We start from the raw sequence: 23,917 nt of genomic DNA on the forward strand, positions 1-23,917 counted from the left end.
CGTCGGTTGCGCTGCAATGCTCGCCGGCCTTCCGGATTGCCGTCATTTCATGGTGCCGAGCTTCGGCGCGAGCGGCACCATTGTGTTCGCGCTGCGCCACGTCAGATCAGGAGCTAACGCCTCTACCTCTGTATCGACGATCGCGGCTGGCAAACGTTCGTAGCAATAGCCTGGTGGAATTGCCGGCTTCACCATCAGTGAAATCAGCTCCAACGCGGAAGCCCGGGAGTTGGATGACACGATCGTGTAGAAGTTCCCGCTGTTCCAGGTTAGCACTGAGTATCGGAAAAACGCTCTCAGAGCGGCTACCGTGGTCGCCAGATCGACTTGAAGATCCGTCATCGTATTCAGGACTTCATCCTTTTTCTTGGAGATGTGACCCGTCGAGAAGAACCGGGATTTGAAAACCTCGTCCTTCTGCCGCTCGCGTACCTCATAGATGTCGCGGTCTTCATGAGCGAGCTTCTGCAGCTGCACGAGGAGACCGCCCGGCCGTAGACGAGGAACCACGAACTCCAGCTGCTTTAGCCGATCACGGTCGTACATCTGAAACGTCGTGTCCTCAAAGAGCACGTCAAATCCGCCCCGAAATGGGAGGAGATCGTTGTCGGTTGCGTATCGGTCGTCGTCCAGCTCAAAAAACGGGCCGTGGAAGAAGTGCGCGTGTTCGCTTCCTCGGTTCGCAAGGAACGATGCCCGGTTGGCGGCCGTTGGACTGCAGCAGAGCGCCTCAATGCGACCATTACCAAGCGTGGCAAGCGTGCGCGCAAGGCAGCCGGTGCCCGTGCCCAGCGTGTATATTGTCGTCGGGGAAGCGCTACGTGCCCAGGTCCTCAAGGCAAAGGAAAGTATCGCAGCGCCAAGGCGGCATTCCTCTTCGAGCCTATAGGGAATGCTCGCGAAGTAGTGGCTGTCGAAGTGTCCCCAAAGACGTCGATGCGTATCCGAGAAAACAGCGACCTCAAGATCGAAGTCGAGCAGGCTCAGGTCGAGCTGCGGCTGGGCAAGGTCCGGTGCACCACCTTGTCCGCTTGCGGTCCTTTCGAAGAACGGTGCGAACGATGTAAGCCTGGGAGCGTTTCGCCAGTGTTCAATTGTCAGTCGATCCACCATAGCCACCTCCGGATATCACCGGCCGAGGGCGCGCTTCATCTCAGTTGCCGTCGATATGTTTCGGCTGCGCCGGCATCTTCCGTGCGTGAGTTTGTGAGTGCCATGTGTGAACCCTGGCGACGGGGCAGCCAATCTACCGAATTCGGTAGATTGATCCTGTCGGAAAAGCCGGATGAAGGCATACAGGTCCCGAAATCCTCGATCGATCGCGCTCAGATCTTGATTAACTCGAGGAAGCTCGCCTTGGCGACGGCCTGATAACTTGTAGCAGCACTCAGCTTGATCCTTGCCGAACGCAGGTACAATTTCACGGCGTTTTCTGAGATGCCGAGGTCCGCTGCTATCTGCTTGGAAATCCGGCCCCTTGCAAGCAGCTGCAGGCACTGAGTTTCGCGCCTGGACAGGGTCCGATAACGGCCGACCTCTCGCAGACCGCTGGCCGAAAGCGTCGTCTCATGAAGATAGTGAGAAAGGATCTGCAGCTCGTGAATGCTCGAAGCGCGTAGCCGCGACCAATCGCGCTTGGGCAGGTTCGAGCTCACGGAAAGGAGACAGCGTTCGCCTTTCGAGCCTCGGATTGGGATCGTCAAGCCATGGGGCCCGATGTTGTACGAACGCGCTTCCTTAAATAAACGGTACGCCTGTGCTGACCGCCGATCGAGAGAGGACCAGTCCACCGGGAGAAATCCCCACCGAATGACGTCAATCACCGGGTCGATGTCGAAATAGCGCTGGTCTACGTATATCTCAGTCCACTTACCGGGATAGGTCGTGCAGTAATCGGGGTACAAACCCGACCTGCCTCCGCTGCAAACCACAAGGAATGTCATATGCGAGAGGCCGTATCGCGCGCAAAGCTCGTCCAGCGCAGGGTGAAGGTCATCGCGGTGCTTCGCTGACTGCAGCGTCCTCAGGGACAATGACAGTCTACGGTTGTCGATCATCGGTGGACTGCTTCGGTTTGCTGCCATTCGCTCTGTGTCTCAAACCTGGAGAACCGGATCCTAATGCCAGCGCTCCCGTAGCGAAACTGTAGGCAATACGAGTGGCAGATATGGCAAGGGGGGCATAAGGCCGAGCGGCATGCTGTTTCTCATCCTCGGGACGGACTTTTCACCGTCGCGCGAATACTTTGACGTTCCTTGCGATGAGCAGCTGAAGGGAATTCGGCAGGTCCAGGGAGGGGCTATTTCCCGCCCTGCCAGTGCTGGATGTGTCTGGGTCATCCTCTCATAGAGTCGAATGGCGCGCTGTCCACCGGGCGCCATTCGACGGCTTCACCAGGAAACGTGGCGATGACGGGCAGGCTCCCCTGCAAAAGCGCCTGAATGCCATAAAATGTTAAGATGTCTCGAGCGGAGACGCGAAACAAAAGTACGCCCTCAGTCGATCTTATGATCGCTTCACCCTCGCCGAAGTCGAGTATCCTGCCGGTCTCTAAGTGCCTGATTGCTCCACAATACTTTCCGATTCGTGCAGAAAGGCTCTCGATGGCGCAATCGGTGTGCGTTGCGTAAACGAGAGCTTCGGCGGTGTGCTTGTACATCGACTTCCTTTCCCTTTAACCTTCATCCTTGATCCTTGATTGGCTTCCGTTCCGAGCTACTCATTCCGCGATATTCATGCACGCTTCGGTCAAGCACTCGACTACTAACTCTATTAGTCGCCCGAGCGCCAAGACTCGTGTTCAGTAGTCTGCGAGCGAGATTTCTTCGGAGATTGGTGATGGAGATACTGGCTGTACCGGCCGCGGCGCGTGGAGAATTTGCTGACCTAATTGATTCGATGCACCGACTGCGTGCCTGCGTCTTTGGCGACAGGCTGGATTGGGACGTAGAGATAAGGGACGGGCGTGAAGCCGACGCCTACGATCAATTCGACCCGACCTACATCCTGGCTGTTTCCCCCACACGTGCGGTGGCGGGTTGTGCAAGGCTTCTGCCAGCTACAGGCCCGACAATGCTCGCCAACACCTTTCCGCAGCTCCTGCCAGCGCGCGGTTTGAACGCTCACCCAGGCATGGTCGAGAGCTCGCGCTTTTGTGTCAACACTGCGCTCGACCAGCACAGAACGCCAGGGCCTCTCCACAAGACCACGCTGATGATGTTCGCCGGCATCATCGAATGGTCGATGGCGAACGGGTACCACGAGATTGTCACCGCAACTGATCTGCGTTTCGAGCGCATTCTGAAGCGTGCCGGGTGGCCGATGCAGCGCCTCGGCCCGCCGTGCCCTATTGGCAACTCGTTGGCCGTTGCCGGAATTCTTTCTGCCGATGTCGGAAGTCTTGATCGGATTCGCGCTGCTGCCGCTCGAACAGGGACTCGCCACACCGTCGCTGCTTGACAGATACCGGCAACCGGGGGCGCCGCGCGGAGTGTCGTCGCTGCACGGTCGGCCGGCCTAATGGCCGCCGCTGCAGAGAATGACGCCAGAATTCGCTCGGGGATCGACCCGAATCAGACATGGAGTCCAAAGGAGAGGTCTTTGAATCCAAGCGGCCCCAGATCCTGATTGGCTCGATTGATGCGGATTACTATCTGCTGGTCATCCGTATCCTAGAATCCGAGGGATATCAGGTCATCCTTCGTTCTGGGGGTCGGGGAGATCGTCCATCTCGCAGGCGAGAACGATGTCAGAGCCATCCTTTGTCGATCGGGAGAAGAGTGGGTTCCTGCAACTTGTGTAAAGCTCGCATGAGGATTTCGCCGTCAAGATCAATCATGGTTTCATAACGTGCCTCTGTCGATTTCGTATCGAACCCATGGTCTGAGCCACCTTGCTCGACGCGGCACGTTTCCGTCGCCGGTTCAAACTCAAATACGGTCGCCGTTTTGTCCGGCAGCACCACTATCCCGCTTGCGTAGCGGCAAGGCCAGGAGAACGGGACCAATCTAAAGCGCGGCATTTGAAGCCCGACTTTGAGGCGGTTCGCTCACCTGGATCCGCCAGGAATGATCAGTCCTGGAAGATTTGCGTGTTCGGCCAATTTTTGGTCGTCAGGCGGTCTTCATAACAGCCCCTTCGATGACAACACCTGCAGTGACAAACTTCCACAGCGCGATAAGGAGCTTGCGCGCCAGGGCAACAATCGCGGCTTTCTTTAAACGTCCACCAGTCGACTGGACCCGATCCACAAACCAACGACTGAGCGCTGACGCAGGCTGATTGCGTAGCCACAGCCAAGACAATTGAATTATCGTGGTGCGCAGCCGGGGATTCCCTGCTTTTGACACCCCTTGTTCGTGGTCAATCGTCCCGCTCATCCATGGGGTCGGTGTCAAACCTGCATAGGCAGCAATCTGCCGCCGATTATCAAAATGTCGGCACAGTGCTTCGGTCCAAAGAACGGCGGCAAGTTTAGCGCCAACACCCTTCAAGGAAAGCAGCATCGCTTCGGGCGTGGTTGCCTCCACCGCTGGCTGCTCGTGTGTCGAGAGGAGAGAATTGCGCTCGTTCTCCACTGTAGCAATCTGTTCTAGCAGCAACTCGAGCCGGTCGAGTTCGCGATCGACTTGAGCCTTGAGGTCTCGGTAGCTCGCGCCCGTCTCCGGTCTGGAGCTCCTCCAGCCGCTTACGGCGATCCTTACGGAGCGGTTGATAGCCGCTGACGCCTTGCGCGAAGAGTAGACCCTTGACGCGATTGACATGTCTGACCCGTTCAGCAATCAACACTTTGCGTTCCCGGCAAATCCGACGCCGATCTTCGTCCTCCGGATCTGGCGCTCTGACCATCGCACATACACGTGGCTCAGGAGCTTCATTTCGGCCGCGCCGCGGCGATCCTGGCCATGGCGCAGCCCGCCCTCAGCGTGCAGATCCAGACGCTGGAAAGGGAGCTCGGCGTGCAGCTTCTCACCCGCTCTACCCGTCGCGTTCAATTGACCAAGCCTGGCGAAGTTTTTTATGAGCGGTGTATCGGTGTATCCGTGTTCTCAAGGAGATTGAAAACAGTTCCGCCGTCGTCCGGGCGGTTGCGGGCAAGCATGTCGATCGGATCACGATCGGTACCATTTACCCTGCGACCTTCGGTGTCTTGCCGCTCTTTCTAAGCAAGCTCGGCAAGCGATTCCCGACGTTCAGATTCACATCAGCAGTGGCTCGACCGATGCAATCATCCGCGATCTGGAGAAGGGCCGCATCAATCTCGGCTTCATCCGGCCGGTCGAAAATATCGGCTCGCTCCGCTGGCAGAGCATCGCCAACGAACGATATCTTCTGGCGGTGCCGTTTGGCAGCCCGCTGGAGATGGCGGAAACCGTCACAATGAGCGACCTCAAACGGGCGCGGATCATCGCCTTTTCCCGCTCGAATCTATCTTACACGGAAAAGTACTTTTTCGAGCAGTTCAGAAAACACGGCCTTCTCGATCAGGTCGCCTACAGTTGCGACGATACGCTCTCCCTGGTTTCGCTCGTTGCCGCCGGGATTGGGGTCGGTTTCGTGCCGGAATGGACGATAGATTTGCCCCACCGGTCGTTTCGCCTTCGGGAAGTGGAGGGAGTGGATTTTACGATCGGCATGGGGCTCGCCTGGAACAAGGAAGACCCCACCGCGAACCGTGAAGAGTTCGTGGAAATCGCCCGCTCTCTCGCATCGGTCTCGCGGCCGCTTAAACCCGCCGGCGGGCATTCTGAAAGACCCGGCAAGAGCGCCGCGGGTCGGCACATGGAGAGTAGCCAGTCGAAGTAGGGTCGTGGCAGGATGAGATTGGCGTCGTCAGCGCTGGGGGTGATGCCTTGATGTGCTTCTGCCGCGTTCGGAGCTTTTAGTTCTGCGGGGCGGCTTTGCACTGCCCTCGTTGAAAAGTAGTGGCCGACCAAATGTCCTGATTTTGGTGGGCACGAGCAGTATGAGACGGGATGCAATAAGAGGGGATTAGAAGATGGAGATTTGGTTCCAGAAGTTGATCGATGTTACGGCGGTAGCGCGCACCAGGAAGATGTTCAATGAGGCACTCACCGAGCTCGCGAGGGAACTCGGCTTCGAATATTACGCCTACCTCAATCTTCAGCCGGTCGGAACATTCGCTGTATCGAATTATTCACCCGAATGGCAGGATCGGTATTTCTCCAAGAGCTTCAGTGAGATTGATCCCGTGGTCTTGATCGCCAAGTCCACGATGAGGGCGTTCACTTGGTCTTCGGAAAACACGCGGAAAGTCAGGTCGAGGCGGGTTCGGCAGTTCTACCTGGATGCTGCCGGGTTCGGCATCCGATCGGGCATCACGATTCCGGTGGCGACTGCATTCCGGCGCATGGCGATGCTGACCATTGCCTCGCACAAGCCGAGCCTTTCGTTGAATCTCGATATCGATCCGGTCGCAGCCGCGACGGCGGTCGCCCAGCTTCATGTGCGGATCGAGCAAGCGGAACTTGAACCCACGGCAAAACCGAGCATCCGCATGACCGCCAAACAGGCGCTGATGCTCAAGTGGTCGGCCGAGGGCAAGTCCATGAGAGACATCGCCACCATCGAGAACATGACCTATGCGAATGTGAACTTTCATATGAACAATGCTCGCAGGAAGCTCGATGCCAGCACACAGGCCCAGGCCACGGCATTGGCGACAAAGCTCAGGCTCATTTGAAGCCAAGTGCACGCGGCGAGCGCCTGCGGACGATGAATCTGCTGATTAGAATGGTCGTCCGCGGGGATGTTCGCTATCACCTTCTTGCCAGCTTAGGGTTTTGGCGAGATTAGTCGGATCGAGGACAAACGGATGCCGACCGAGTTGGCGGGCGATCTCAGCAATCGGCACCTTGCGTTCGAGAAGCTGATGCACGCGTCGGCGATCGGGAAGGGTGAGCTGCAAATAGCACTGCGACATGCGAATATCTCCAAGGCGAAGCCTTTGTTTTTATTGGAATGTCGCACTTGGAAATAGAATGTACCCGGCTACATAACATGTCACAGCTATTTAAAGATGAGACAAAGTAGTCAATTTAGAAACGCGACATCATCCTATCCAGTACTACTGCATTTGCAAGTTGCTATATTTACAAAGTACGGAGACGCAAGCCGCCGACCGGGTGGAGCTGGTCAGGGTTGCGCAGCCCGGTCGGCGGCGGATGGCTTGCGGTGCAAGATAAACTTTAGCTTTGACACGCCGGTCACTCCGCCGCTTTCAGCTGCGCGAGGGCTTGCTGGCGCTTTGCGATGACCACCGGATCCTTGGTAAAATCCGTCTTCCGGCCAGGCTTCGTGCCGCGCTTCTGGTAGCCATTGCTCTGGCTGCCGTCGCGAATGCCGAACATATGGTCCGTCTGGCCGGTGCGGCGCGGCCCGCCCTTGCTGCGCTGTTGCTCTCGTCCGGCCTGCATCGCGGCGACCAGCGCCAGCATGTCATCCAGGCGCTTGTTCTCAACCACCTCGGAGCGGTGCACCGAGCGCAGCGTGTCGAACGTCCTGTAGGGCAGGGTGGCTTCCCCGTCTGTGATCTCCAGGCGTCCGTCGGGATAGTCGCAAACGACAACCTTCTTACCCGCCAGCGCCGCTGCGCGATCTGTCGGATCGAGAATGAACATCACCTTGTCATAGCGCAGCGTCAACGAATTCGACAGCTTGCGGATCTCCTTGCGGCACATGGCGCCATCGAGGTTCTCATGCGCGGCAAACGGCCGATGCATGTCCTTCGGATTGCGCGGCGCCTTGCCAAAGCGACGATTGAAGTCGGCCATGAACTCCGGCGCATAGGCATTGGCCGCCGCGATCGTATCGATGCCGCGCAACCGCAGTTCCTTGACGAGGCGATCCTGCAGCGTCTGGTTGGCGCGCTCGACGCGGCCTTTGGCCTGCGGGGTATTGGCGCAGATGATGTCGATGTTGAGCTCGTAAAGGGCCCGCCCGAACTGCGTCAGGCCACTGGTTCTGTCCTTCTTGGAAGCATGGGTGGTGCGGAAGATGCCATGCTTGTCGCTGTAGAAGGCAATCGGCTTGCCCCATTGCTGCAGGTAGGCCTTCGTCGCGTGCAGATAGTCGAAGGTGTTCTCCGAGCCCGCAAAGCGTAAGTGCAACAGCTTGCCGGTGGCATCGTCGATATAGACGAGCAGGGCGCATTTGGGACCGCGGTTCTCGAACCACCAATGAAGCGAGCCATCGATCTGGACGAGTTCGCCGAAACAATCGCGCCGGCCGCGCGGCTGGAAAACCCGCTTCTTGCGCTCGCGTCGCGACACCCAGATGCCGGCTTCCATCATCCACTGACGCAGCGTCTCCTTGCTGACGGCAATCCGGTGGCGTTCGAGCAGCTTCTCAGCCGCCAGGGTTGGTCCGAAATCCGCATAATGCTCACGCACCAGGTCGAGCACCAGGTTGCGGAAATCCTCGCTATGACGCCGGTTGCTCGGCCGGCCGCGCTTCTTCGAGACCAGCCCGTCGGCGCCGGCCAGGTCATAGGCTTGCAACAGCCGGTGGACCTGACTGCGGCTAAGACGAAGCAACTCGGCCGCCTCGACGACGGTCAGGCTACGCCCACGAATCCGCTGGATCAGTTCAAGACGATGCAATTCCTTCTGCGACATGGTGATCAAACAAGACATGACGACTCCGAACGCTCATGGTCTCAACCACGCTTCACGTCGCCAGTCTTCCTTCCAAACGTTGACGTTTGACCAGCATCCCAAGAGGCGACGACTGTCGCATCTCTAACTGGCTCATATGTCGCATCTCTAAACGGCCGTGGAGAATCTAATCCAAGTGCAACAATGACGAGTGGAGGGTAGGGGATTACCCGCAATCGCGCAAATGGGCCATGAAGACCTCGGCGGGCGTGCGGTAACCAAGGCACTTCCTGGGCAGTGAATTGAGATGGTGGGCGAGGGCGACCAGTTGCGGCTGGCTGACGGCGGACAGGTCCGTATCGCTCGGCACAAAGCGACGGATGCGCTTGTTGGTGTTCTCGACCGCGCCTTTCTGCCACGGTGAATTCGGATCGCAAAACCAGCTCCTGGCGCCGAGTCCATCTTCCAAAGCCTTGAAACCGCGAAACTCGGTACCACGGTCGAAGGTGAAGCTCTGCCGGGCAAAGGCGGGTAGCGGTGAGAAGGCATCGATGATCTTGTCGATGAGCGGACGAGAGTGACGGCTGCCATTCTTGATCATCACCGTGTAGCGGCTCTTGCGCTCGACCAGCGAGGTGACATTGGCTTCACCGAGGTCGCGCCGGAAGATCAGCAGATCACCCTCCCAGTGGCCGAACTGAGAGCGATCGGCAATGAAATCAGGGCGTTGGCCGATTCTGCAATCAAACGGGATCGAGCCGTCGCGGGGCTTGCGGGAGCGGCGTGGGCGGCGCTTGCGACGGCCTTCCGGCAGATGCCGATAGAGCTCCAGCGCACAATCTTCCTTGCCATAGATGAAGCGATAGATCGTCTCGGTGCAGACGCGGACGGCGCTCACACCATCGGCAAGCAGACGGCCGGCGATCTGCTCCGGCGACCAAAGTGCCTTCAGCTGCTCGATGACCAGTTCGCGCAATTGCGGGTGGCGGCTGAGCTTGCGCAGCCGTCGCCGACGCTCCTTGGAAATGTCGTTGGCGATACCGCTGTAATAGCCGCTGTATTCCGGAAACTCGGCATCATGAAAGGTATTGCGCTTCAGTTCACGATAGATCGTCGATCGATGCCGACCGAGTTGGCGGGCGATCTCAGCAATCGGCACCTTGCGTTCGAGAAGCTGATGCACGCGTCGGCGATCGGGAAGGGTGAGCTGCAAATAGCACTGCGACATCCAAAAATCTCCAGGGCGAAGCCTTTGTTTTTATTGGCATGTCGCACTTGGAAATAGAATGTACCCGGCTACATAACGTGTGGCGGCCATGTTGAAATGTCCGCTCCGGCGCAAAGTTGAAATGTCACTTTGGATACGTCTTCAGCCATTTAGAAATACGACACGCGGCATCTCCACTGGCGCTGAGCCAAGCCCCCGACCGGACCGGCTGGATCGGGTTGTAAGGGAAGGGAGGGGGCGGATGAGACGCACCCATCGGCTTTAGCTTTGACAGTTGCAGCAGCCAGTCATTCCGCCGCATCGAGCTCAGAGAGCGCTTGTCGCCGTCGGGCAATGACCGCTGGATCGTTGGTGAAATCCGTCCGCTTGCCCGGCTTGCGGCCACGCGGTCGGTAGCCGATCTTCTCGCTGTTGGTCTTCACCTTCGGCGCCGGCCGCTCGTCCTGGCGCGCCTTGATGTAGGCCAGGACATCACCGAGCCGCTTGTTCTCGGTGATCGCCGCATGCGTCACCCGCTGGTCCTTGTCGAATACCCGGTAGGGCAGGGAATGGCCTTTCCACCGCACATCGAGCCGGCCGTCGGCATAGGCGTAGGTCTCGACATAGCGACCGACCAGCCCGCGCGTCACCTCGGTCTCCTCAAGCATGATCCGCTGGCGCTCGAACGAAAACGTCAGCTGCGCACCGACGTAGCGCTGCTCGCGTTTGCACAGGATCTCCTTGAGCCGATCCGGGGCAAGATTCAGCGACCGATGCAGATCATCAGGTCGGGCAGGGGTAATGGCAAACTGCCGGTTATAGCCCTCCATGAACCGAGGCAGGAAGGCGTTGCCGTCGTCCATGCCACAGATGCCCTCCAGGCGCAGATCCTTAATCAAACGGTCCTGCAGCGTCCGGTTCATCCGCTCGACCCGGCCCTTCGCCTGGCTCGAATTTGCACAAAGAATCTCAATGTTTAGCTCTGAAAGCGCACGCCCGAACTGGGTCATGCCCTGGCCGCCCTTGGCGTCTTTCTTCGCCACCCGGAACACGGAATGCTTGTCGGAATAGAAGGCGACCGGAGCACCATGATTTTTGAGATAAAGCTCCAGCGCCTCGAAATAGCTGAACGCACTTTCCGAGCGCACGAAACGCAACTGCATCAGCTTGCCGGTCGCATCATCGATGAACACCAGCAGCGAGCATGGATCACCGCGATCCTCGAACCAGCGGTGCTCCGATCCATCGATCTGTACCAGCTCGCCATAGGCCTCGCGTCGCAATCGTGGCTGGTGGAAGGTGCGCCGCTGCTTGCGCGACAGCCAAAGTCCGGCCTCCGACATCCATTTGCGCAAGGTCTCGCGCGACACCCGCAAGCCATCGCGCTCGGCAAGCTTCTCTGCCGCTAGCGTCGGACCAAAGTCGGCATAGCGTTCGCGAACCAGCGTCACTGCATAATCCCGAACGCCGTCGCTGATCCGGTTGTTCGATGGCCGACCGATCGCCTTGTGCCGGATCGATGCGGCACCATCCGTCCGGATCCGCTCCAGCAGTCGACGCACCTGGCGCGTGCTTAACCCCAGAACATGAGCGGCCGTTACCAGCGTCATCCGACCATCGATGACCTTCGACAAAACCTCAATCCGCTGCAGATCACGCTCGCTCATCGCAATCAATCCCATCCGCAATCTCCCAGGTCATCTAAACCCGGGGAGAGTGACATTCTTACATTGCAGAAACAGGACACTTTAACTTTGCGGCTACATAACGAAATCAGATAATCAGCATTATGGAACTAGAGCCGACTCTTGCTCAAGCGCACCGCCGGAGCCATCTCGGGCGATTTGTTCGGCCTTGTTCGTCGCTAGATCGCCGTTCAGCTGGCCTGCACGACGAAGGGCGCCGCTAGCTAACGCCTGTCACAGCAGCTTGTCGGGCGTCACCGGCAATTCCCGATGCGCTTGCCCGTGGCGTGAAAGATAGCGTTCGCGATCGCCGGCGCGACCCCACCAGGGCGATCTGCTGTTCCCTTCACATCCTTGAGAAGGCGCATTGCCAATGCAGCTGACACCTCACCCGTGCCGGCTGCCGCACTCGGCGCTTCCGCAGCCGATCGCAGCCAGTGGAATCATGTCTGACCGATCGCGGGGTCAACCCTCAAAAAGTGGCATGTCGCACTTGAGAATCTCGGTGTCACGTTATAACATAATGCATACATACATACCTTATGGAACTGCGGCATCTTCGTCTATCATTAAGTCCTCAGTCCTAGACGACTTCCCTTTCGTCCGAGAAAACCATCAGCCGAACGGCTTCAGCCTCAACCGGCTGCGATGATCCTCCGGCCCATTGCGCCCGGACGGGCACACTCCGCGGAAATACGACTTCTGCCACTTTTCCCGTACCGCATCGGAGTTCGGATCGTTCAGCCCCTCATTGAAGCTGTTCCGGCTGTCCGACCACGCCTTATACTCGCCTTCGAGCTCCGGATTTTCCGACAGTTTGCGCATTTCCGGCGTGACGGCCTCGAGCCCGCCGCGCGAAACGGGAAAGATGTGACAGATCGGCTCGCCCGGTTCGAAGCGAACCCGATGCCCCGCCCGGGTGAACTGCCAGTTCATGGTGAATGTGTAGGGCGACCAATCCGTCTCGATGATACCCGTCAGCGCAGCGATGCCGTCCTTCGGCCTGTTCAACGGTCCCGTCACGAACAGGTCGGTTCCGCTGTCCGTCTTGAACAGGCAGGGTATGTGAAAGGTCAGCGTACCGCTTCCGAAGTGGCTGACGGCGGGCGCATGCGTGCCCGGATCCGGTTCGATGCGAACGGCATTCTCCCGTTCGCCCCCATCCCATGCCGCGGAAAAACCGGCCGCATTCAGAATTTCCCACCCATGCGCATTCGCGATGTTCAAGGGCAGGCAGCGATAGGCAAAGCGCTGGTTTGTCCCGTTCATCCACTCCCGCTCCAGGGGAGCGGGGCGGATGGTCATCTCATGTCCGTCGATCACATAGGCGGTCAGTCTCGTCATCCCGAATATCTACCATTTGATGCGCAGGCCAACATTGCCCCCGTAGCTTCGGTTGTCGCCATCGTCGAGCCCGGTTGCGAACTGCAGACCGCCATAGATGCTGACCGTCTCGCTCATTTGAGCCGACATACCCACATTCAATTCGAGCGACGTTTGCTCCAGCTCGGTTACGACCGGAACCCGGTTGAATGAGACCTTATAGTCCGCATCGAAGTCATGCCACAAGTTGATGCTGGCAAAGGGCTGGACCGGAACATCGTTCATCGTGGTGTTCGCTTCGAGCCTCATGCCGAGGCGGCCCGTCCAGGCTCCGAAAGACTCATAATCGATACCCGTGAAGCGGTCCCGCGCGTCATCCAGATCGACGTGCTGCCAGATGAGCTGACCCTGCGGTTCGAGCACCCATCCATTGTCGAACCTGAACGGGTAACCCGCCTCGACGGAAAAGGCGACAGAGTTCCCGGATGTGTCGGCCCCGATGCCCCGGTCGGAGCTCGAGCCCCCATCGAGCCATGAGTACATTCCTATACTGTCGACATACCAGCCGTCCGCGCCGATATGGGTCCAATAGGCGCCGATCGAATTCGCATGGAGGTCGATCGAGCCCACCTCGAACTGCAGTCTCCCGAGAGTATTGCCTCCGTTCGAGCCCGAAGTGCCGGTATAGGCATAGAACAGCCCAACACGATCCTGGCTTCCGTCGTCGTGCAGGGCGCCGATCAGGTCCTGACCGGCTTGAAGTCCCCATAGCTCTCCCGAGAAGGACGGACTGACTTCGAATTCGAACCTGCTGATCTTGGACGACCAGGTCTGGTCGAAGGATTCGCCGAACAGCCGTCCCCAAGCACCGGGGAGATTCCCGCTGCTGTTCAGCAGGAACTCGTCACCCTGCCGCGCGTGAAAGGTGCCTATTGCGGCGACGCCCATCTTCTGCGCAAGCGCCGGCGTGATGATGTAGCCGGGAATTTCCGGCCGGACCGACGGCGTAATCGGCGGCGGCCCCGGCGGCGGCCCCGGCGGCGGCGGTGGCGGCGGTGGTGGCGGCGGCGGTGGCGGCGGCGGCGGCGGCGGTGGTGGCGGCGGCGGCGGCGGCGGCGGTGGTGGCGGCGGCGGTGGTGGCGGCGGCGGCGGTGGCGGCGGCGGCGGTGGCGGCGGTGGCGGCGGCGGCGGTGGCGGTGGCGGCGGTGGCGGCGGTGGCGGCGGTGGTGGTGGCGGCGGTGGCGGCGGTGGCGGCGGAGAAACGCCGCCCGTGCGCAGGAACCAGTCGTCGTCGTTTTCCGGGTCTTCGGTCACACCGCCGCGATAGAGCTGGTACTCGAAAATGCCGGCCGCGACGGGGGCGCCCAGTGTGAAGGCAGTGCCCTCGGTGGTGGCACCGGCAGTGGCATCCACGACCCTGATGCCGTCGGCGAGCGTCAGCGCTCCCTCCCCGCCGACATTGGTGATCAAAATAAAGGTTTCGCCCGAAGCGCTCGCGCCCGTGCCGCTGATGACCAGCTTGTCGGAGGGCGCATCGTCGCTTTCGAGCACCGTGTGCAACTGCAGCCCGCCCTGCTGGCCGACATAGTTGCCGTAGACCGTGAACGTATCGTGCAAGCTGCCACCGGCACTCACCATGTCGTTCGTCATGTCGATGAGGCCGGCATTGTAGACCGTCACCAATTGCGACGAATCGAAAGCTTTGACGCCATACCCGAAGGAATTTCCGGCCCTGACCGCGCTCGTCCCGTCGATCGACAGCGTCCCGGTCCCGGTCGCCGAATCGCCGAGCGTCAGATTGCCGGTGCTGTAGATGAAGGTCATCTCCGACCCGTTGCGAAGCTCGATTTCCTCCCAGTTGATGAGATCGGACGGGGCGTTTCCGGCCTCGTTGCCGTGACTGTTCGAGGAATTGCTCCAGGTTAGCCTGTCGGCCCCCTGGCCGCCGTCAATGATCTTCCCGGCGCTGAGGTTATCTTCTGTCAGGTTGCGGAAAAGCGCGGCATCGTTGCCTTGGCCCATCTGCACCGAAGGCGGAATGAACCCTCCCGACCAGTCGAAGAAATCGTCGTCGTCGCCCATGTCGACGCCGGAAGCCAGAGTTCCGGAGACCAGGTCGAGTCGGTCATTGCCGTCGCCGAGTGAAATCAAGCCTGCAAAATAGCCGCGATTAACCACGTAATCGATCGAGTCATTGACGCTGTTGACGCCGTTCTGGACACTGCCGGTCGCCGTGTTGTTGATGAAATTGAAGCCGGAGCCCTGCAGAAAGATCGTGCCGGAGATCGAGCTCCTGTTGTTCAAGGTGAAGCGGTCGTTGTGCATCGCATGCACGTTGTTCGACACGGTACCGTCATTGTTGAATACGCTTGTCCCAGGTCCCTGGAACTCCGAATCGCTGTAAAAGCTGCCGCCGGTCAACAGGTTGACGGTAACCGATCCTTTGGAGTGCCAACCGGGATTGCTTCCCGAACAGTCGTACACGCCGGGGCTCGTTTCCACGCACGCTGCGCGGGCGTCAGTAGCGAGGCTGCAAAGAAGTGGGATCGAAGCGACAGAGCCGAGCAAGAGTTTGTTTAGGTCGCGTCGGATGCGCAGGGGCGATTGCGGTGCGGGGACGGGGACGGCACTATGTGTGGCAAGGGCACTGTTCGAAGGAGTGGGATTTACAAGCAAGCGGTGAGCGGTCGCTACCCTGAACGCTTCGGTGCCCTTGCGATTGGCCCCGAGCCAATCGCCGGACTCGGTGTATTCACCAGAATTGAAAGCCATTCTTTACCCCGTCGAGTTTTGCTTCCCCTGAGTGCGCTTCGCGCGGACGGTGCCCAGCAGGAACCGTCCCCATATCAAACAAGGCCGGCCCGTGGAGACCGCCTGGCGATGGTGCGTCGTGTTATCGCCAACAACGTTGTGCGCTCGGTAAAAAGTCCCGTATTCATCGTCTCCCATGCTTGCGCGCCAGAGTCGCAGATCCGAAAGGTACAATTTACGGGAAATTGTGCAACCCGAGAAAACCTAGGGCTACAGTGATCATCAGCGGCGTGTCTGGGTGGGTTCTGTGATGCACATACTGGTTCTCCGGCCAGACATGGGATCTCTCCATAAAGCACTTTAGGAAAATCGTTTGGGTCGCGGACGCCATCCGCACTTCACGGCTTCGATCGCCGAAGACAGCATGTCGCGGGAGAGCGGCTTGTTGAGGAAGCCCGCGGCGCCGGCACGCATGCAGTTCTCACGCACGCCATCTTCGTCCGCACCGGTTATCACGATAACGGCCGGCATCGGCTGTCGCGTGCGGAGCTCGTGCAAAATGTCGAGGCCGTTCAGGCTCGGCATGTGGAAGTCCAGGAGGACGCAGGACGGCGACGTTTGATCGAGCGCTTTCAGAAACGACGCACCGGAGGCGAACGCCACCGGGGTGAACGACAATGACAGCACCAGCCGACAAAGGGCGCGACGAACCAACTCGTCGTCGTCCACAATCGCGATGATGCGCTGTTGTCCGCTCATCCGTCATTCATAGCGCATCGCCTTCTCTGATCGTAGTTGGACTTCGGCCCAATGCCGCGTCGGGCGGGCCTGAGACGACGACGAGGCGAACGAGGTCGGCAACCGTTCCAGTTTCGCCATTACGCGACCACGGTGGACCTTGATCGTTTTCTCCGGCTGTCTGCTTGTTCAACAGGATCGCGACGAATGCACCGTAGCTGGCCCGGCATGAGTTTAAGCGGCCATCTTGAATCGCCGGCCGAACGTCTTCGTAGAGACGATCCTTGGCAGTCCAGTCGTTCTCGGCGCTCCAACGATGAGCGGAGGATTTTCTAGCCGGCGCGGCGGGTTGTCTCCGTGGGTACACGGTTCGGCCCGTTCCAAACGCGCCACCGAACCAACCAGCGACGGCGCCTAGAACCAGCGAGACAAAGCCCAAAAGGGCTCCGATAGAGACAACTGTGGCGGCGGTGTCGGCGGCTTCGGTAGCCTGCTGCTTGGCACGTTCCACCGAGGCCTTGTAGCTCTCTTCGTACTGTTGAACCTGCGCGCGCGCCTGGTCCACCGGAATGTTCTGCGCCTTGGCAATGGCGTCAGCGGCGCGGCTTCGGGCTTCTTCCGCGGTCGCCTCATTGCCGGTGACTGCCGCACGTACGGCTGCGACCGCAGCGTCGCGGAGAGCTGCCGGATCGTTGCCGCCGGTTGCGCTCCTGATCTGCCGCTCGATGTCCGCCGTCGGATCGGCGGATGATGCCACCGCAGGTGCTGCTGCAGTGGTCACGATGGCGGCAGTTCTGCCGACGCCCCCGATGATGCTGCTCAGGCCGCTGAAGGCGCCGCCGACCAGGGTACCGACCGAGGTCGTCAGCAGATAGAGTACGACCAATGTCGTGACGGCCCAACTGGTCAGTCCATGGTAACCCCCGGTCGCCTTGCTGGGGCGGCCGGAGACGCGGCTGGCGACATATCACCTACGAAGGCTGCGACGATGCCCGAGACTACGAACCAGAGACCCCCGACAATGGAAAACGTACTGGGATCCGGAATGCTGGCGATCATTCCTGGCACCGGCAGAGACTCACATGGAGAAGAAAAGTCCAGGCTATCAGGCCCTCCATCACGCGCCGTGCGCCGCCGAGATTACGGGCATTGATGGCGGCCACGACCACCCGGTGAAGTTCAACGCCCATCTTGGCGGGCGGAGCAGAAAGCGCTTTGTCGAGGAACATTCGCAGCAGGAGGATCGAGAACCACCTCGAGCTGCATGAAGACCGGGTTGCCCGAAGCAACAAACGGCGACCGATGGAAAGCCAAATCCGCTTCCGAAAAGCTCTGCAGGGTATCGGCCTTCTCCATGGCGCGGAATGCATCCGTGATAACCAATATTTCGTGGACCTTGGCGCGCAAGGCTGCCAATTCCGCCACGGCGGGCTCAATCGCCCGGCGCAGTTCCATCAGAGGCAGGCTCATCCGGGCCTTGAATGCAGGAGGCGCAGAGGATGACATTGTCCGAGTTGCCCGCGATGGCGAGCAACGCGGTTCAGCAGGCTCAGGAGGACATGGCGCTGATCGCCCGGGGCGAGGAAAATCGACCTCCTCTGGCGTAGGCTTGGCATTCTCCTCGATCAGGGGGCAACGGAGGGAAGCCATCTCCCGGCCGACCCTGGCGGATTCTGGCGCCAAGGCTTAAAACCGCACCACCAAACCCAGTATCGGCCCCTGCTGAACGACGTCGAAGACAAACCCGTCATCGCTGTAGTCGACCCCAAGCGCGCGATATCCGGCGACGGCAGATATGGTGTCACTGAACCGGTAACCGATCGCGGCGGCCACGTCCCAATCGAGATCGGCACCGCCGGCGCCGACCAGTCCCCATCCCGTCAGGTAGATTTCCGGCGTGATCGAATAAGTTCCGCGAAAGCCGGCCAGCCCGTCCACCCAGGCCGCGTCGTCCTCTCTCGAAACCCCGTCGAGAATGCCGCCGCTGAAGGAGAGTTCACTTTCGACGGACCAGACACGCAGGCCACCCACGACATCGAGCCGCAGGGAACTGTCGTGAAAGACTGTGTAGCCGGCGCCGATCAAGCCGGCGAAAGTCTCCGTCGAGAGTTCGACGTCGGTTGCGAGAATGCCCCTGGGCGTGCCGCCCTGACCCGAAAGTTTAGTGTACAGCACGTCGCCGAAGATGCTGTAGGGCCCATAGCGCGCCTCGCCGATCGCCATTGCAGCAAAGTCGAGGTGGTCGAACACATCGCTGAAGCTGGCATCCACGTCGACGGCAGGCAGACCGAACTGCTGAATATCTCCTGAGAGCCCCGCCGCCCAGAAGTACGGCGCGAAGGAAAACGTCCAGCCGCTCTCGGTCGTGACCTGCTGGACCTCCGGCGTCACCGGAGAATAGATATCCGCGGCCGTTGCGCCGCCGGCAAGCAGGCAGCCTCCGATGGAGATCAGGGCCCGTACGAAGCGAGACGTCATCACATCCTCCAATCAACGCGCGCTGTTTGCGGCCGATTCCGGCCAATACTTAAATCCGTTCGAATCTCTAACGAGACACATTTTCGGCCCTCCCATTGCTTGTCAACGTCTCCTCGAGATTGACCTTCTTCGGCGGCGTGCCGCGGCCTTCGATTATGGTGACCGGCGCGGTGATCGTGGCAGCCGCGACGGTGCCGACATTCTTGGCCGTGCCGGCGACGACGGCGGTGATCCCTTCGCCCAAAGTGATCTCGGAGTCGGTCAGCGTCTGCCCCTTGATGATCCGCTGCCCGATCAGTTGCACGATCTCGGGGCTCTCAGCGAACTTGCCGTGGTGCAAGCCGTCATCCGTCTCGACCTTGGTGAGGTCGATCGCAGTAATGCCGGCTGTCTCTAGCTGCGTGCGATAGGGTTCGGCGCTGGGGTCGATCGCGCCGAGCCGCGAGACATCCCCCGAGATCAGTCGCGAAAGCGCCAGCGCCCGGTCGTCCTGCGAGACGAAGATCGTAAATTTCGGCCGTTCATCGCCCATATCGGTCCACTGCTTGGCGAAGACGTCGAGGTCGATGTCGGGCGAAGCGAGAATCACGTTCTCGATCTTCGGCGCGATCTTCCCGTCGCGAATTCCCATCTGGCGCAGCGCCTCCATCGTCAGCCAGGTTCCCATAGAATGGGCAAGGATGGTGACGTCCTTGACGTTCGGGGCATTTGCCAGCGTGCGCAGCGTATCCTCGAGCGCGGTGCGCGAATAGTTGGTGCTCTCCTTGTCGTAATTATAGTCGAACACCCGCGCACGCGACGGCCAGGTGAACAGCATAGGTGTCGCCTGCGCACCGGAATCATGGACAATCTGGGCCAGCCGGAAGACGCCGTCCTCATAGCGGTTGTTGAAGCCATGCACGAAAAGAAGCACATGGCCGTCCTTGTTATGGGCGCGGAACCAGGTGCGCGCCTCGTCTTCCGATGCCATTTCGCGCACGCGCGTGACGGCGAAATCGGTTTCCGGATTGGGTGGCAGCTTGCGCGGCCACTGCACCGTGCCCGGCGCGCGGCGCGAGTCCGGCGGGATCGAAACCGCCACATCGGTCATCGAAAGCGTCGGGCTGCGCTCTCCCGAAAACAGGGTCGCCGGGTCGCCCGAGGGCTGGCGCGTGGTCGCCACCAGCATGTCGACCTGCGAGGTGTTCGACGGCTGCGCCAGAGCCACCGGAGTCATGACGCCTTTAGGGTGACCCCCGCAACCCGAAACAAGAGACAGCGCAACGAAGGCCGCAGCGGCTCGCCGGCCAAACTTCGCAACAGAGGACACATTTTCTTGCAAGCGCACGTCCCTCAGCAACTGTCCTGTCCCCCACGATTCGGCGCTGCTGACACATTTGCCACCACATCAGTTGACTGGCAATTGTGGGGCCGGAGCACGAGGTCCATCAGCAAACTGCCGGGAGGGCACCTCCCGCCTTCAGAAGCTCCAGGAGACATGCAGCTTGCCCTCCCATATGTCGAGGTCGTCCTGGCCGAGGCTCAGATATCCTCCGGTCGCTTCGATCTGGAGGTTATCGTTCAACAGCATCCTGAAACCCGAGCGGAGTGAAAACACCCAGGGCGACGGCGTTGCTTCGTTAAGATCACCGGTGAGAATCTTGCCGTCGTTCGGCCGCTCGAATTCATATTGAGCGCCGAGCTCGGCGAAGACGAGGAACGGCTGTCCGTCGGGCAGGCGAAAGAACCGGCTGACCTCTGTCGACAGATCCAGGGCCCCATAATTGTAGCTGTCGCCCGGAAGCGACACGCTCACCGGAAGATTGAGAATATTGCCCGAGAGATCGTAACCATCGCTGTCGACGTGTGAAAAGGTGACGGATGCCTTTGGGCGGATGAAATAGGCCCCGAACTTGTATTGACCATGTAGCGAAACCTCGCCGGCGAGGCGCTCTGAATCGTAGTCGCCGCTGAGTACGCTCAGGTCGACATCGTTATTGTAGCGGCCGTAGGTCAGGGATGCGTCGACCGCCCAGTGCTTCGACAGGCGATAAGCCAAATAGGGGCCGAAGCTGAAGCCTTCGGTATCGATGTCCAGGGACCCGCTGAAGGCGTCGGTCGAACTGTCTTCCAACGAAAAGGACATGCCGAGGACAAGGTCGTCGGTAATACGGCGATCGAGGCCCATGTCCAGCGAGCGGGCAAGCGTGTCGCTGTCGCGCTCGTAGCGCTCGTCGGAGATGTCGGCGAACCGCGCATCCCACCAGAAATTCCACAGCGAGGGGGCAGGCAGATCACGGCCGGGCGTCAACGGCACCGCTGGCGACTGCGCCCTTCCCTGGGCGGCTGCCTCTTCGGGAACGAGATCCGGGCAGATCGGCAGGTCGCGCCGCTGATTGGTATCAACGGAGCGGGGGTCGATACAGGTCTGCGGCGTCCGGGCCGCGGTCACGCGGCCACCTCTAGCCGGGGTCGGGGTGGGCGGAGCGAACCCAGGAAAGACGGGCTGCGGGCCGACGTCAGGGCGGCCGTCAGGCAAGGAGAAATCTGGGAAGACAGGCTGCGGGCCGACGTCGGGGCGGCCGTCAGGCAGGGAGAAGTCCGGGAAGACGGGCTGCGGGCCGACGTCAGGCCGGCCGTCAGGCAGGGAGAAATCCGGGACGACGGGCTGCGGGCCGACGTCAGGCCGGCCGTCGGGCAGCGAAAAATCCGGAAAGACGCGCTGAGGGCCGACATCCGGTAGGCCCTGCGGCCAGGTGATGTCAGGACGCGGCCCGCGCTTCTGGTTCTGCGTGTCGAGCAGACAAGGCTTGCCGGTCGATGTGTCGTAGAGCTTGTGCGTCCCGCCGTTGCCGCTCGAAACGACCGGCGAAAGCGAGAGGTGGAGACCGCGTTTGCTTTTATTCCAGGTATCGACGGTTTGATTGCCCTTGGCCGCCTCGAGGCTGAAAGAGCCAGCACTGGTCCCCGAAAGCCAGACTGATCGCGTCGCCCCTTGCGTGTTTCCGAGATAGGCCAGGCCGCCGCGCGAGTTGCAGTTCGCAGCAAATGCTTCCCCGGTTGGACTAAGGCCCGGGATGCCCGCAATCAGAGCCCCACCGAGATATATGGATTGCGCCAGTCTTCCACAATGGTGGGCTTGGTCGCCAAGCATGCTCCGCACCCGTCGCATCATGGGGTCCGCCTCACGCAACGGAAACCAACGTGGCTCGTCGTCGTGTCGATCTCCTGGGCGTGCCGCGCCGCGGGACGGTACCGCCGGCAGTAGTTCGGCGCACAAAGATGCGATCCGCCCTTGAGCACGCGCCGCGCAACCTTCACCCTGGCCGTTGGATCGACGCTCGCATCGGCATTCGTGTTCAGCGGATTGCTCGGAATGCAGCACGGCTTGGCGGCCGGCTCGGCATGGCGCACGGACCAATAGTCCGAGGTCCACTCCCAGACATTGCCGATCATGTCATAGAGGCCATAGCCGTTCTGAGGATAAAATCTCACCGGCGACGTCCGCGCGAACCCGTCCTCCATCGCATTTTCGATCGGGAAGCTGCCCTGCCAGGTATTGGCCATGTGATTTCCGCCCGGCACAAGCTCGTCGCCCCAGGCGAACTCGGCGTCGTCAAGACCGCCACGCGCGGCGAGTTCCCATTCGGCCTCGGTCGGCAGCTCCTTGCCGACCCATTCGGCATAAGCCTTGGCATCGTCATAGGCGACATGGACGACCGGGTGGTCCAGTATGGCTCCGATGCTGCTCTTGCGCCCCAGCGGGTGCCGCCAGTTGGCGCCGAGCGTGAAGATCCACCATTGCGATATGTCGTTCCCCTGCAGCGGGCGCTTCGGAGGCGTGAAGACGAGCGAGCCGGCCCTCAGATTGGCAGGAGGGGCGCCCGGATAGTCTTCGGCGCGCGGCTTTCTTTCCGCAAAGGTCACATGCCCCGTCGCATTTACGAATTCGAGGAATTGCCGGTTCGTCACCGGCGCCTCGTCGATCCAGAAGCCGTCGACGGTTACGGGATGAACGGGCGCTTCCTCGGGGTAATGGTCGTTCGATCCCATCATGAACGTCGCACCGGGAACCCAGACCATCTCCGCCGCCGGTCGATGCTCCAGTGCAGCAGACTTCATCGACGATCTCCCGAACGCATTCGACATCGGTCCTCAATCCTGGACGACTTCCCAGTCGTCGTTCGGATTGAACGTGCGGATCGCTGCTGCGGTCTTCTCGGTGTCCTCGCCGAGATCGGCCTCGTAGACGATGCCGTTGCGGTTGACCACGAAGGTCTTCACGCCGCTGACCCCGTATTTCACCGGCCAGGCCACCAGGCCGAAGCCGGCTATCATGTTGCCGTTGATGACGTAGTCGTATTTCCCGCCGGCAATATTCTCACCCTGGCTGGTCAGGATGCGGTAGCGATAGCCCTGAAAGCCTTCGCCGTCCTTCGCCCGGTCCAGAGCGGCACCCTCGGCAAGAGCCGCAGCCGCCGGGCTTTCCTCGCCGCCGAACTGCTCGGCCGGCCAATAGAGGCCATCCTGCGCGCTCTCGCTGCTGATCAGCTTCTGGGCGTATTCCATGACGCCGTCGCCGTCATGATCGTCGAGCGCGTATTCCTCCTGCGCCTCGACATAGGCGCGCATGGTGGCAAGCGTGGCGAGCTCGTTCTCGCCGACCCGGCGGTTGGCGATCTCTTCCAGGCCGACGAAGGTGTCGAACGCCCATTTGCCATCGTCCCCCTTCGAGATCGGGAAGGGAAAGGGCCAGAGTTCCTCGCCGATCTCGAGGACCTTGCGGCCCTCAACGTCCTCGACGACGACCTTCTCCTTCACCCCTTCCTTGATCTCGGCATAGGTCTCCATGACGCCCTCGCTCGCCTTGGCCTTGGCTGCGTCGAGCCCGACGAGGGCGGCGAGCTTGTCGAAGTCGCCACCGGTGACCGTCGACTTGAACGCCTCCACCGCCGCTTCCGGCGTGTCGAAGACAGGCGGATCCTCGGCCGCCGCATATTCCGAAAGCGGCGTCTCATCGCCGGCTTCGTGCGCCAGGGACGGCGTAAGCGCCGCCGGCATAAGGGCGGTGCTGCCAAGTAGGATCATCCCGAGAAGTGGGAGCGCGATCCCTTCACGAATGGACTTCGTCATCGTAGCCT

Annotated in this window: 17 protein-coding genes and 4 pseudogenes; 3 read left to right on the forward strand and 18 right to left on the reverse strand. The window is 60.4% G+C overall.

The window, feature by feature from the left end; translation table 11 throughout:
* Window positions 1–42: 42 nt before the first annotated feature.
* The 3 genes from M1D43_RS27305 to rctB form a co-directional block, all read right to left on the reverse strand.
* Window positions 43–1,113, reverse strand: coding sequence for a class I SAM-dependent methyltransferase (locus M1D43_RS27305; protein WP_153492871.1), 1,071 nt, complete (start codon window positions 1,111–1,113; stop codon window positions 43–45).
* A gap of 212 nt (window positions 1,114–1,325) precedes the next feature.
* Entirely contained in the window at window positions 1,326–2,057 is a 732-nt protein-coding gene (locus M1D43_RS27310; protein ID WP_088196124.1) for a helix-turn-helix transcriptional regulator, read from the reverse strand.
* A gap of 278 nt (window positions 2,058–2,335) precedes the next feature.
* Window positions 2,336–2,659 (reverse strand): SMa0974 family conjugal transfer regulator, encoded by a 324-nt coding sequence (gene rctB / locus M1D43_RS27315; RefSeq protein ID WP_088196125.1) that lies wholly within the window; start codon window positions 2,657–2,659, stop codon window positions 2,336–2,338.
* 179 nt (window positions 2,660–2,838) lie between these two features.
* On the opposite strand from rctB, the gene traI reads away from it, so the two are divergent.
* Window positions 2,839–3,459 carry an acyl-homoserine-lactone synthase gene (traI, locus tag M1D43_RS27320; RefSeq protein ID WP_088196126.1) on the forward strand — a complete coding sequence of 207 codons (621 nt, stop codon included), beginning with the start codon at window positions 2,839–2,841 and terminating at the stop codon, window positions 3,457–3,459.
* A 653-nt stretch (window positions 3,460–4,112) separates the two neighbouring features.
* Here traI and M1D43_RS27325 read toward each other — a convergent pair.
* Window positions 4,113–4,866, reverse strand: a pseudogene (locus tag M1D43_RS27325) (IS110 family RNA-guided transposase); the annotation flags it as partial.
* Here M1D43_RS27325 and M1D43_RS27330 point away from each other — a divergent pair.
* Window positions 4,854–5,805, forward strand: a pseudogene (locus tag M1D43_RS27330) (LysR family transcriptional regulator). The pseudogenes M1D43_RS27325 and M1D43_RS27330 overlap by 13 nt on opposite strands.
* Before the next feature lie 193 nt (window positions 5,806–5,998).
* Complete coding sequence (traR, locus tag M1D43_RS27335) at window positions 5,999–6,703, forward strand: autoinducer-binding transcriptional regulator TraR (protein WP_498814732.1); 705 nt, start codon at window positions 5,999–6,001, stop codon at window positions 6,701–6,703.
* A gap of 132 nt (window positions 6,704–6,835) precedes the next feature.
* Here the strand turns inward: traR and M1D43_RS27340 are convergent.
* From M1D43_RS27340 to M1D43_RS27405, 14 genes and pseudogenes are all read right to left on the reverse strand, one after another.
* Window positions 6,836–6,943, reverse strand: a pseudogene (locus M1D43_RS27340) (helix-turn-helix domain-containing protein); the annotation flags it as partial.
* Window positions 6,944–7,226: 283 nt separating this feature from the next.
* Window positions 7,227–8,654 (reverse strand): ISNCY family transposase, encoded by a 1,428-nt coding sequence (locus M1D43_RS27345; protein ID WP_274857858.1) that lies wholly within the window; start codon window positions 8,652–8,654, stop codon window positions 7,227–7,229.
* A gap of 187 nt (window positions 8,655–8,841) precedes the next feature.
* Window positions 8,842–9,843, reverse strand: coding sequence for an IS30 family transposase (locus tag M1D43_RS27350; protein WP_088196131.1), 1,002 nt, complete (start codon window positions 9,841–9,843; stop codon window positions 8,842–8,844).
* Between the two features lie 287 nt (window positions 9,844–10,130).
* Window positions 10,131–11,504 carry an ISNCY family transposase gene (locus M1D43_RS27355; RefSeq protein WP_014528618.1) on the reverse strand — a complete coding sequence of 458 codons (1,374 nt, stop codon included), beginning with the start codon at window positions 11,502–11,504 and terminating at the stop codon, window positions 10,131–10,133.
* A 618-nt stretch (window positions 11,505–12,122) separates the two neighbouring features.
* Window positions 12,123–12,851: a DUF6065 family protein gene (locus M1D43_RS27360; protein WP_102763453.1), complete on the reverse strand. Its 729-nt coding sequence runs from the start codon at window positions 12,849–12,851 to the stop codon at window positions 12,123–12,125.
* Between the two features lie 9 nt (window positions 12,852–12,860).
* The gene (locus tag M1D43_RS27365) at window positions 12,861–15,314 is read right to left on the reverse strand and encodes an autotransporter family protein (protein ID WP_498814733.1); all 2,454 of its coding nucleotides are present in this window, start codon (window positions 15,312–15,314) and stop codon (window positions 12,861–12,863) included.
* A gap of 627 nt (window positions 15,315–15,941) precedes the next feature.
* Window positions 15,942–16,340 (reverse strand): response regulator transcription factor, encoded by a 399-nt coding sequence (locus tag M1D43_RS27370; protein ID WP_498814735.1) that lies wholly within the window; start codon window positions 16,338–16,340, stop codon window positions 15,942–15,944.
* Window positions 16,341–16,677: 337 nt separating this feature from the next.
* Window positions 16,678–17,363, reverse strand: a pseudogene (locus tag M1D43_RS27375) (PhnA-like protein); the annotation flags it as partial.
* 135 nt (window positions 17,364–17,498) lie between these two features.
* Complete coding sequence (locus tag M1D43_RS27380; protein WP_498814737.1) at window positions 17,499–17,789, reverse strand: FadR/GntR family transcriptional regulator; 291 nt, start codon at window positions 17,787–17,789, stop codon at window positions 17,499–17,501.
* Window positions 17,790–18,005: 216 nt separating this feature from the next.
* Complete coding sequence (locus M1D43_RS27385; protein WP_318876755.1) at window positions 18,006–18,797, reverse strand: hypothetical protein; 792 nt, start codon at window positions 18,795–18,797, stop codon at window positions 18,006–18,008.
* Between the two features lie 67 nt (window positions 18,798–18,864).
* Window positions 18,865–20,136 carry an alpha/beta hydrolase gene (locus M1D43_RS27390; RefSeq protein WP_498814738.1) on the reverse strand — a complete coding sequence of 424 codons (1,272 nt, stop codon included), beginning with the start codon at window positions 20,134–20,136 and terminating at the stop codon, window positions 18,865–18,867.
* 120 nt (window positions 20,137–20,256) lie between these two features.
* Window positions 20,257–21,930 (reverse strand): autotransporter outer membrane beta-barrel domain-containing protein, encoded by a 1,674-nt coding sequence (locus tag M1D43_RS27395; RefSeq protein WP_498814739.1) that lies wholly within the window; start codon window positions 21,928–21,930, stop codon window positions 20,257–20,259.
* Window positions 21,931–21,947: 17 nt separating this feature from the next.
* Window positions 21,948–22,898 carry a formylglycine-generating enzyme family protein gene (locus tag M1D43_RS27400; protein WP_498814740.1) on the reverse strand — a complete coding sequence of 317 codons (951 nt, stop codon included), beginning with the start codon at window positions 22,896–22,898 and terminating at the stop codon, window positions 21,948–21,950.
* Between the two features lie 33 nt (window positions 22,899–22,931).
* Window positions 22,932–23,909 carry a DUF2950 family protein gene (locus M1D43_RS27405; protein WP_498814741.1) on the reverse strand — a complete coding sequence of 326 codons (978 nt, stop codon included), beginning with the start codon at window positions 23,907–23,909 and terminating at the stop codon, window positions 22,932–22,934.
* Window positions 23,910–23,917 lie beyond the last annotated feature (8 nt).

The organism is Ensifer sp. R1-3 (assembly GCF_056739175.1).